This is a genomic window from Streptomyces sp. NPDC053079, from assembly GCF_044546695.1.
Taxonomy (GTDB): Bacteria; Actinomycetota; Actinomycetes; order Streptomycetales; family Streptomycetaceae; genus Streptomyces.
In genome coordinates this window covers 1,011,260-1,021,766 of sequence record NZ_JBITZJ010000002.1, presented here as the reverse complement: position 1 = coordinate 1,021,766, position 10,507 = coordinate 1,011,260, and the positions used below count along the sequence as shown (strand labels likewise).

Below are 10,507 nucleotides of genomic sequence, written 5' to 3'. Positions count from 1 at the left end.
TTGGGGGGTCCGCGGCCGGGCCCGCCCCCTTTTTGAAACCGCCCCCGGGGGGGGGGGGGCCCCCGCCCCCCCCCCGGGGGGGGGGGGCCGGGCCGGGGGGGGGGGGGGGCCCGGGGGGCCCCCCCCGGCGCCCGGGGAACGCGGCTCACTCCTTGTCGTCGACCCAGCTCATCAGCTTGCGCAGCTTCTTGCCCGTGGTCTCCAGGAGGTGGTCCTCGTCCGCCTTCTTGTACTCGTTGTACTTCGGCAGACCGGCCTGGTACTCCTTCATCCAGTTGTTGGCGAAGGTGCCGTCCTGGATCTCGCCCAGAACCTTCTTCATCTCGGCCTTGGTCTGGTCGTTGACGATCCGCGGGCCGGTGACGTAGTCGCCCCACTCGGCGGTCTCGGAGACCGACCAGCGCATCTTCTCCAGGCCGCCCTCGTACATCAGGTCGACGATGAGCTTGAGCTCGTGCAGGCACTCGAAGTAGGCGATCTCCGGCTGGTAGCCCGCCTCGACCAGCGTCTCGAAGCCGGCCTTCACCAGCGCCGAGGCACCGCCGCACAGCACGGCCTGCTCACCGAAGAGGTCGGTCTCGGTCTCCTCGGTGAAGGTCGTCTTGATGACGCCGGCGCGGGTGCCGCCGATGGCCTTGGCGTAGGAGAGGGCCAGCGCGAAGGCGCTGCCGGAGGCGTCCTGCTCGACGGCGGCGATGCAGGGCACGCCGCGCCCCTCCTCGTACTGACGGCGCACCAGGTGGCCGGGGCCCTTGGGGGCGACCATGCAGACGTCGACGCCGGCCGGGGGCTTGATGAAGCCGAAGCGGATGTTGAAGCCGTGGCCGAAGAAGAGGGCGTCGCCGTCCTTGAGGTTGTCCTTGACGGACTCCTCGTAGACCTTCGCCTGGATCGGGTCCGGCACCAGGATCATGATGACGTCGGCCTCGGCGGCCGCCTCGGCCGGGGTGACGACGCGCAGGCCCTGCTCCTCGGCCTTCACCTTGGACTTCGAACCCTCGTGGAGGCCCACGCGGACGTCGACGCCCGAGTCGCGCAGGGACAGCGCGTGGGCGTGGCCCTGGCTGCCGTAGCCGAGGACCGCGACCTTGCGGCCCTGGATGATGGAGAGATCGGCGTCGTTGTCGTAGAAGAGCTCGGCAGCCACTGGGTTTTTCTCCTTGGTTTCCGGTGTGTCCGGTGGTACGTCCCACCGTATGACGGGCGGGTGCGGAAAGGTTTTCGGGTACCGCTGTGCGAGACGGCCGGCTCAGGCCGAGCGGTCCAGGGCGCGCAGGCTGCGGTCCGTGATGGACCGCGCGCCGCGCCCTATGGCGATCGTCCCGGACTGGACCAGCTCCTTGATGCCGAACGGTTCCAGCATCTTGAGCATGGCGCCGAGCTTGTCGCTGCCGCCGGTGGCCTCGATGGTGACGGCCTCCGGGGAGACGTCGACGGTCTTGGCGCGGAAGAGCTGGACGATCTCGACGATCTGGGAGCGGGTCTCGTTGTCGGCGCGGACCTTCACCAGGACCAGCTCCCGCTGGATGGCTGCGCTGTCCTCGAGCTCGACGATCTTCAGCACGTTGACGAGCTTGTTGAGCTGCTTGGTGACCTGTTCCAGCGGCAGCGACTCGACGTTGACGACGATCGTGATGCGGGAGATGTCGGGGTGCTCGGTCACCCCGACGGCCAGGGAGTCGATGTTGAAGCCGCGGCGGGAGAACAGCGCGGCGACGCGGGCGAGGATGCCCGGGGTGTTCTCCACCAGGACGGAGAGCGTGTGCTTGGTCATGGGTCTGGGGACTCTCTCTCAGTCGTCGTCGCTGCCGGTCAGTCGTCGTCGATGCCGTCGAAGTCCGGGCGCACGCCGCGGGCCGCGAGGATCTCGTCGTTGGAGGTGCCGGCGGCGACCATCGGCCAGACCATGGCGTCCTGATGGACGATGAAGTCCACCACGACGGGACGGTCGTTGATGGCGTTGGCCTGCGCGATGACCGAGTCCAGCTCCGCCGGGTCCTCACACCGCAGGCCCACGCAGCCCATGGCCTCGGCGAGCTTGACGAAGTCCGGGACGCGGGTGCCGGCGCAGGGCTCGGTGCCGGGGCCGGTGGCGGTGCCGCCGTTGGAGACGGCGGGACCGGCGTGGAGCACGGTGTTGGAGTAGCGCTGGTTGTAGAAGAGGGTCTGCCACTGGCGGACCATCCCCAGCGCGCCGTTGTTGATGATGGCGACCTTGATGGGGATGTCGTTCAGCGCGCAGGTGACCAGTTCCTGATTGGTCATCTGGAAGCAGCCGTCGCCGTCGACGGCCCAGACCGTACGGTCCGGCATGCCGGCCTTGGCGCCCATCGCGGCGGGCACGGCGTAGCCCATCGTCCCGGCGCCGCCGGAGTTGAGCCAGGTCCGCGGCTGCTCGTAGTCGATGAAGTGCGCGGCCCACATCTGGTGCTGGCCGACGCCCGCGGTGTAGATGGTGTCCTGCGGGGCGAGCTGCCCGATGCGCTGGATGACCTGCTGCGGGGAGAGGCTGCCGTCCTCGGGCTGGTCGTAGCCCAGGGGGTAGGTCTCGCGCCAGCGGTTCAGGTCCGTCCACCAGTCGCCGTAGTCGCCGACGTGGCCCTCGGCCTGCTCGTGCTGGACCGCGACGATCAGGTCGGCGAGGACCTCGCGGGCGTCGCCGACGATCGGCACGTCGGCGGTGCGGTTCTTGCCGATCTCGGCCGGGTCGATGTCCGCGTGGACGATCTTCGCGTAGGGGGCGAAGGAGTCGAGCTTGCCGGTGACGCGGTCGTCGAAGCGGGCGCCGAGGGCGACGATCAGGTCGGCCTTCTGCAGCGCGGTGACCGCGGCGACCGAGCCGTGCATGCCGGGCATGCCCAGGTGCTGGGGGTGGCTGTCGGGGAAGGCGCCCAGGGCCATCAGGGTGGTGGTGACGGGGGCGCCGGTCAGCTCGGCGAAGACCTTGAGCTCGGCGGTGGCCCTGGCCTTCAGCACGCCGCCGCCGACGTAGAGCACCGGGCGTTCGGCCTGGGCGATCAGCTTGGCGGCCTCGCGGATCTGCTTGGCGTGCGGCTTGGTGACGGGGCGGTAGCCGGGCAGGTCGGTCTGGGGCGGCCACACGAAGGTGGTGCGCGCCTGCAGGGCGTCCTTGGCGATGTCGACCAGCACCGGGCCGGGGCGTCCGGTGGAGGCGACGTGGAAGGCCTCGGCGATGGTGCGCGGGATCAGCGCGGGGTCGGTGACCAGCCAGTTGTGCTTGGTGATCGGCATGGTGATGCCGCAGATGTCCGCCTCCTGGAAGGCGTCCGTACCGATCGACTTCGACGACACCTGGCCGGTGATGGCCACCAGCGGGACGGAGTCCATGTGCGCGTCGGCGATGGGCGTGACCAGGTTGGTGGCGCCCGGGCCGGAGGTGGCCATGCAGACGCCGACCTTGCCGGTGGCCTGGGCGTAGCCGGTGGCCGCGTGGCCGGCGCCCTGCTCGTGGCGGACGAGGACGTGGCGGACCTTCGAGGAGTCCATCATCGGGTCGTACGCGGGCAGGATCGCGCCGCCGGGAATGCCGAAGACGATGTCGGCCCCCACCTCTTCCAGCGAGCGGATGAGGGACTGCGCACCGGTGAGGTGCTCGACGATGGCGGGCTGCTGCGCCCCGCCGGTACGGGCCCGCGGCTGCGGATGATGATGGGCCCCGGTGGCCTGCTCTGTCATCGACATTCTCTTCTCGAAGGCTTCGGATTCGACGGTTTCGATGGGTGTCAGTGCGACTTCGACGGGTGTCGGTGCAACAAAAAACCCCTCGTGCCGTGAGGCAAGCGAGGGGAGCGCGTCGGTATGGTCAGCAGGATCTTCAGTGGCCTGCTTCAGCCGACGCGCTTTCCAAGTACGAGAATTCGGGTGCGCATGGAAACGACCCTCCCTCCGTGGCACCTGAAGTGTCAAGTGGGTGGGACGGGCGTCTCATTATTTGAGCGCAATGGAGCATGGGCCAGGGCTCCCGCGCCGCCCACGACCCCCGAGCGCACGGGCAGCGCACCCCCGACGAGCACCTCGTTCCCGGCCTCCGGAGGTTCACTCAGGAGGGTGTACGGCGGGCCGTCGAGGGCGTGCCGTAGCCGGTGCTCGTCGAGGGCTCCGGCGAAGGCCACGCCCTGGCCGTGGGTGCAGCCCATGGCCAGCAGGGCGCGGGCCTGCTCGGGCTCGTCCACGCCGTCGGCGACGGACTGCATGCCGAGGTCTCCGGCGATCCGCAGCAGCCCTGCGGTGATCTTGTGCAGCCGGGCGGACTCGGCCACCCCGTCGACCAGGCCACGGTCGAGCTTGAGCACGTCGATGGGCAGCCGCCGCAGGGCGCTCATGGCGGCGTAGCCGCTGCCGAAGCCGTCGAGCGCGATACGCACCCCGAAGCGGCGCAGCGACACCAGCCGGCGCTCCAGCTCGTCCAGGGGCAGGCGCGGGTCGCTGCCGGACAGCTCCAGGACGAGGGAGCCGGCGGGCAGGCCGTGGCGCAGGACGATCGCCTCGATGTTCTTGGGCGGCAGCGACTTGTCCAGCAGCCGGGCGGCGGACAGTCGTACGTACACGGGGACGGTGTGGCCGGCGCGGCGGCGCGCGTCGGCCTGCTCGACGGCCTTCTCCAGGGTCCAGCGGCCCAGCTCGGCGGTGCGGGCGCTCTCGTCGCCGCGGTCCAGCTCGGCCACCCGCAGGAATTCGTCGGGGGTGAAGAGGATGCCCTGGGCGGAGCGCCAGCGGGCTTGGGCGCACACCGCGGTGATGCGGCCGGTGGCCAGCTCGACGACGGGCTGGTGCAGCAGGGCGAACTCGCCGTCGTGCAGGGCGGTGCGCAGCCGGCTGGCGAGCTCGGTGCGGCGCACGACGTCGGCCTGCATCTGCGGGGCGTACAGCTCGACGCGGCCCTTGCCGGCCTGCTTCGCGCGGTACATCGCCAGGTCGGCGTTGCGCATGAGGGTGCCGGGGGTGATGTCGGGCTCCGCGAAGGCGACGCCGATGCTGGCGGCGACGCGGACCTCGGTGCCGCCCTCGACCAGGTAGGGCTGGGAGAGGGTGAGCCGGAGCCGGTCGGCGATCTCCAGGATGCGGTACTCGCGGGCGGCGGCGTCGCGGGTGCCGTCGCCGATGATGAGCGCGGCGAACTCGTCGCCGCCGAAGCGGGCGGTGGAGTCCCCGGCGCGCACCGAGTCCTGGAGCCGGCGGGCGGCCTGGACCAGCAGTTCGTCGCCGGCCTGGTGACCGACGGTGTCGTTGACGGCCTTGAAGCCGTCGAGGTCGATGAAGAGCACGGCGGTGCCGGCGTCGGTCACTCTGCGGCCGGCGAGCGCCTGCTGGACGCGCCGGGTGAACAGGGCGCGGTTGGGCAGGTCGGTGAGCGGGTCGTGCTCGGCGGTGTGCTGCAACTGGGCCTGCAGCCGCACCCGTTCGGTGACGTCGCGGCTGTTGAAGATCAGCCCGCCGTGGTGGCGGTTGACGGTGGATTCGACGTTGAGCCAGTCGCCGCTGCCCGAGCGGAAGCGGCACTCGATGCGGGTGGTGGGCTCCTCGGCGGGCGGCGCGGCGAGGAAGCGGCGCACCTCGTGGACGACCCGGCCCAGGTCCTCGGGGTGGATGAGCGTGGCCAGTTCGGAGCCGACGAGCTCCTCGGCGTCGCGGCCGTAGACCCCGGCGGCGGCGGGGCTGACGTAGCGCAGTATGCCGGTGGGTGCGGCGATCATGATGACGTCGCTGGAGCCCTGCACCAGGGAGCGGAAGTGGTTCTCCTTCTGGGCCAGCTCCTGGGTGAGGGAGATGTTGTCCAGCAGCATGATGCCCTGGCGCACGACCAGCGCCAGGACGACCGTACAGCCCGTGAACAGCACGACCCGGTCGACGTGGTGGCCGTCCAGGACGTTGTACAGGATGCCCAGGGTGCAGACGGCTGCGGCCAGGTACGGCGTCAGGGCGGCGAGGGAGCCGGCGATGGGCCGGGTGGAGGGGAGCGCGGGACCGCGCTTGCCGACGGCCTCCTCCCCCTCCTCGCGGGCCACCCAGGGGGCGTACGCCATCAGCATGTAGCCGGCGAACCAGCCGGCGTCGAGGATTTGCCCGGAGCGGTAATTGGCCTGCAGCAGCGGCGAGGTGAACAGCGCGTCGCACAGGACGGTCAGGGCCAGGGCCGCGATGGCGGTGTTGATGGCGGAGCGGTTGGCGGAGGAGCGCTTGAAGTGCAGCGCCAGCACCATGGACACCAGGACGATGTCCAGCAGCGGGTAGGCGAGGGAGAGCGCGGCGTGGGCCACGGTCTCGCCCGCGAAGTGCGCGGTGTGGGCGAGGGCCAGGCTCCAGGAGAGCGTCAGCAGCGAGCCGCCGATCAGCCAGGAGTCCAGCGCCAGGCAGACCCAGCCGGCCCGGGTGACCGGGCGGCGGGCGAGCACCAGCAGGCCGATGATGGCGGGCGGCGCGAAGAGCAGGAAGCAGAAGTCCGCCGGGGAGGGGCTCGGCACCTGCCGGCCCAGGACGACCTCGTACCAGCCCCAGACGAAGTTGCCGAAGCCGGCCATCGCGGAGGAGGCGGCGAACAGCAGCCAGGCGGGCCGGAAGCGGGTGCTGCGCGTGCGCCCGTACCAGAAGCAGGAGGTGGCGGCGAGGCCGGCGGCTCCGCTGAGGCCGAAGTCGCCCATGGTGGCGGCCAGCTCGGCCGAGCCCCAGCCGAAGACGGCGCCGGTGGCGTAGCCGCCGCAGACGACGGCGAGGAAGAGCTGCGGGAACACGCCCGGGCCGCCGGCGGGTGCGGTCCGGCGGGTCAGGGCCGCTCCTGGGGCGCTCACCGCGCCGCCGTCCCGAGCGCGCCGGACCGTGGGAGCCACCGGGGCGGGGTCGCCACGCGGCGTGGTCGCGTTCGGTGCTTGAGCCGCGTCGGGTAGATCGTCCATTGGCCGTGCATCGCCCGTCGCCCCCCTCGAGTTCCGGTACCTCGCTGCGCCCGTACGGTGCGCGGAGCAGCCCCCGTCGGGACGATACACCAGACTCGTCACTCAGGGACATAGCTCATATACATAGCGTAACTAGCTACCGGATTACGGATACGGAGCGCAGCTAAATGGTGCCTCTACGTGGTATCAGACGGCGGCGGCTACGACATTCCGCAGAGGCTCGTCCAGTGCGAATCTGGCCAGTTGATCGCGCAGGAGCGCCTTGGCACGGGGCAGAAATGCCGACGAGGGCCCACCCACGTGAGGGGTGATGAGGACGCCGGGGGCCTTCCACAGCGGGTGACCGGCGGGCAGCGGTTCGGGGTCGGTCACGTCCAGTGCCGCGCGCAGCCGGCCGCTCCCGAGCTCGGCCAGGAGCGCTGCGGTGTCGACGACGGCTCCCCGGGCGACGTTCACCAGGAGCGCGCCGTCCTTCATCCGGGCGAGGAAGCCGGCGTCCACGAGGCCGCGGGTCTCGTCGGTGAGCGGCGTCACGAGGATCACCACGTCGGCGTCGGGCAGCAACTCCGGCAGGGCGGCCACCGCGTGGACCCGGCCGCGTGCTGCCGTGCGCTCGGAGCGCGCGACGCGCACGACCCGCGCGCACTCAAAGGGCGCGAGCCGGTCCTCGACGGCGGAACCGATCGAGCCGTAGCCGACGATGAGCACCGACTTGTCGGCGAGCGCCGGGCGGAACTCCGGCCGCCACTCCCCCGCGTCCTGCGCCCTTACGAAGCCGGGGACGTCGCGCAGGGAGGCGAGGACGAGGGTCAGGGCCAGCTCGGCCGTGCTCGCGTCGTGCAGCCCGCGGGCGTTGCACAGCCGCGCGCCCGACGGCAGCCGGTCCAGGTGCGGCAGCTGGTTCTCGACCCCCGCGGTGAGGGTCTGCACCACCCGCACGCCCGTCATCCCCGGCAGCGGACGCGTCTCCACCGCGGCGCCCTTCATGTAGGGAACGACGTAGAAGGCGCAGCGCGCGGGATCCGTGGGGTAGTCGGGGCCGCCGTTCCAGTAGGCGTACTCCAGGTCTTCGGGAAGGCCGTCGATCTCCTCGGGACGGATCGGCAGCCAGACGAGTGGCCTGCGGGAACCGCTGTGATCTGCGCTCATGTCTGGAGGCTATGCGAAGTGGCTTCGGAGGCAGAGGTTACTTTGGGGGCGAGGAACGGGAGGGGTACGGCCGGTGGAGCGCAGGACAATCGGTGCTACGGCGCTCGAAGTGGGTGCGATCGGCCTCGGGTGCATGCCGATGCACTGGGCGTACACGGCCTCCCAGCAGAGCGGCGAGGGCGCGCTGCGCACGGTCCACGCGGCCCTCGACGCCGGCGCCAGCCTGCTGGACACCGCCGACATGTACGGGCCGTTCACCAATGAGTTGCTGGTGGGGCGGGTGTTGCGGGAGCGGCGCTCGGAGGCGTTCATATCGACCAAGTGCGGGCTGCTGGTGGGCGAGCAGCACGTGGTCGCCAACGGACGCCCGGGCTATGTGAAGCGGGCGTGCGACGCCTCGCTGCGGCGGCTGCAGACCGATGTCATCGACCTCTACCAGTTGCACCGTCCGGACCCGGAGGTGCCGGTCGAGGAGACGTGGGGGGCGATGGCGGAGCTGGTCTCCGCGGGGAAGGTCAGGGCGCTGGGCTGGTGCGCGATCGGCGCACGGGCCCGGCGCAGATACGGCGCGCCGGCCGGGGCGGCGGGCGCGGGGATGTACGACGCGACGATCCGGCAGCTGGAGCGGGTGCAGCAGGTCTTCCCGGTGAGCTGTGTGCAGGCGGAGCTGTCGGTGTGGTCGCGGGAGGCGCTGGAGCGGCTGGTGCCGTGGTGCGCCTCGCGGGGGGTGGGGCTGCTGGCGGCGATGCCCCTGGGGAATGGTTTCCTCAGTGGCACCCTCACCCCGGGCCAGGGCTTCGAGCCGGAGGACGTCAGGGCCCGGCACCCGCGCTTCACGGCGGAGATGATGGCCGCCAACCAGCCGATAGTCGCCGGTCTGCGGCGCGTCGCGCGGCGCCACGACGCCACCGCCGCGCAGGTCGCGCTGGCGTGGGTGCTGGCGCAGGGGCGGCACGTGGTGCCGGTGCCGGGGACGAAGAAGGCGCGGTGGGCGGTGCAGAACGCCGCCGCGGCCGGACTGCGGCTGACGGGTGAGGACTTCGCCGAGATCGCGGCGCTGCCCCGTGCGATGGGGTCCTGGGACTGACGGGGTGTATCAAGGAGGGGTCCGCTCCCACGAGAGGAGAGCTCCACCGTGCGACGCCTGACCGCTCCGGCCACGCTGGCCGTTTCCGCGCTGCTGATGGCCACGGGCTGCTCCGGGGGCTCGACCTCCGGCGGCGCGCCGACGCGGTCCGCCTCGGCCGGGCCGACGTCCCCGGACGGGCCCGCCGAGGGCTCGGCCGAGGTGGCCGGCACGGTCACGGACAAGCTCGCGTCGCCGTGGGGCGTGGCCGTACTGCCCGGCGGCGACCTGCTGGTGGGCTCGCGCGACACGGGCAAGGTCGTCCGCGTCTCCGCGGCGGACGGCCGGCAGAGCCCGCTGGGCACGGTGCCGGGCGTGGCCGCGGCGGGCGAGGGCGGGCTGCTGGGCCTCGCCGTGCCGCCCGGCTACGCCACCGACCCGGCGCTGTACGCCTATCTGACCACCGGCTCGGACAACCGCGTGGTGCGCATGGCGGTCGACGACAGACGCCCCGAGGGGCAGCGGCTAGGCGCGCCCGAAACGATCCTGCCCGGCATCCCCAAGGGCACCGTCCACAACGGCGGCCGCCTCGCCTTCGGCCCGGACGGGATGCTCTACGCCGGTACGGGCGAGGGCGGCCGGCGCGAGCTCGCCCAGAACAGGTCCTCGCTGGGCGGCAAGATCCTGCGTATGACCCCCGAGGGCCGCCCGGCGCCCGGCAATCCGGACGCGGCCTCGGTCGTCTACAGCTACGGGCACCGCAATGTGCAGGGCCTGGCATGGGACGCGGACAAGCGGCTGTGGGCCTCGGAGTTCGGCCAGAACACCTGGGACGAACTCAATCTGGTGGAGCCGGGCGGCAACTACGGCTGGCCGGAGGCCGAGGGCAAGGCGGGCCGGGCCGGGTTCAGGGACCCGGTGTGGCAGTGGCGGACGGCCGACGCCTCGCCGAGCGGCCTGGCCTACGCGGACGGCTCCCTGTGGCTGGCGGCCCTGCGCGGCGAACGGCTGTGGCGGATCCCGCTGCGCGAGGCGGCGGTGGAGGCGGCTCCCCGGGCCTTCCTGCGCGGGAACTTCGGGCGATTGCGGACAGTTGTTCCCACGGGGGACGGTGGCCTGTGGCTGACGACGAGCAACACCGACGGCCGGGGCACCCCGGCCCCGGACGACGATCGGCTGCTGCGGCTCAAGGTGACCTGACAGAACGGAAGGTGCCATGTTCAACGTGTTCGAGGAAGTGTTCGCACCGGGCCGGAAGCACACCGAGGAAGAGCTCAACCGCCTCGAGCTGAGCCGCGACGACGTCGGGGACGACGACCCGGGCAAGGGACCCATCGACCTCGACTCCGGATGCGTGGTGATCCGGCCCCGGCGCAGCTGA

At 71.7% G+C, this 10,507-nt stretch carries 8 protein-coding genes; 3 read left to right on the top strand and 5 right to left on the bottom strand.

What is annotated here, in order from left to right; genetic code table 11:
- Positions 1-145: 145 nt before the first annotated feature.
- The 5 genes from ilvC to ACIGXW_RS11870 all read right to left on the bottom strand — a co-directional run bounded on the left by ilvC (position 146) and on the right by ACIGXW_RS11870 (position 8,060).
- Complete coding sequence (ilvC, locus tag ACIGXW_RS11890; protein WP_399572304.1) at positions 146-1,147, bottom strand: ketol-acid reductoisomerase; 1,002 nt, start codon at positions 1,145-1,147, stop codon at positions 146-148.
- A 102-nt stretch (positions 1,148-1,249) separates the two neighbouring features.
- Positions 1,250-1,774, bottom strand: coding sequence for an acetolactate synthase small subunit (ilvN, locus tag ACIGXW_RS11885; RefSeq protein ID WP_189451234.1), 525 nt, complete (start codon positions 1,772-1,774; stop codon positions 1,250-1,252).
- 38 nt (positions 1,775-1,812) lie between these two features.
- Complete coding sequence (locus ACIGXW_RS11880) at positions 1,813-3,696, bottom strand: acetolactate synthase large subunit (RefSeq protein ID WP_399572302.1); 1,884 nt, start codon at positions 3,694-3,696, stop codon at positions 1,813-1,815.
- Between the two features lie 227 nt (positions 3,697-3,923).
- Positions 3,924-6,806, bottom strand: a complete 2,883-nt coding sequence (locus ACIGXW_RS11875) for a putative bifunctional diguanylate cyclase/phosphodiesterase (RefSeq protein WP_399572300.1) — start codon at positions 6,804-6,806, stop codon at positions 3,924-3,926.
- Positions 6,807-7,097: 291 nt separating this feature from the next.
- Positions 7,098-8,060: a 2-hydroxyacid dehydrogenase gene (locus ACIGXW_RS11870; protein ID WP_399572297.1), complete on the bottom strand. Its 963-nt coding sequence runs from the start codon at positions 8,058-8,060 to the stop codon at positions 7,098-7,100.
- Between the two features lie 73 nt (positions 8,061-8,133).
- Here ACIGXW_RS11870 and ACIGXW_RS11865 point away from each other — a divergent pair, with 73 nt between their 5' ends.
- Genes ACIGXW_RS11865 through ACIGXW_RS11855 form a run of 3 tightly spaced genes read left to right on the top strand, consistent with a single transcriptional unit; the run spans position 8,134 to position 10,507 of the window.
- A complete protein-coding gene (locus ACIGXW_RS11865; protein ID WP_399572295.1) occupies positions 8,134-9,147 on the top strand; it encodes an aldo/keto reductase in 1,014 nt (337 codons plus the stop codon).
- A 48-nt stretch (positions 9,148-9,195) separates the two neighbouring features.
- Positions 9,196-10,326: a PQQ-dependent sugar dehydrogenase gene (locus ACIGXW_RS11860; RefSeq protein WP_399572293.1), complete on the top strand. Its 1,131-nt coding sequence runs from the start codon at positions 9,196-9,198 to the stop codon at positions 10,324-10,326.
- A gap of 16 nt (positions 10,327-10,342) precedes the next feature.
- Positions 10,343-10,507 (top strand): DUF6191 domain-containing protein, encoded by a 165-nt coding sequence (locus tag ACIGXW_RS11855; RefSeq protein ID WP_177337480.1) that lies wholly within the window; start codon positions 10,343-10,345, stop codon positions 10,505-10,507.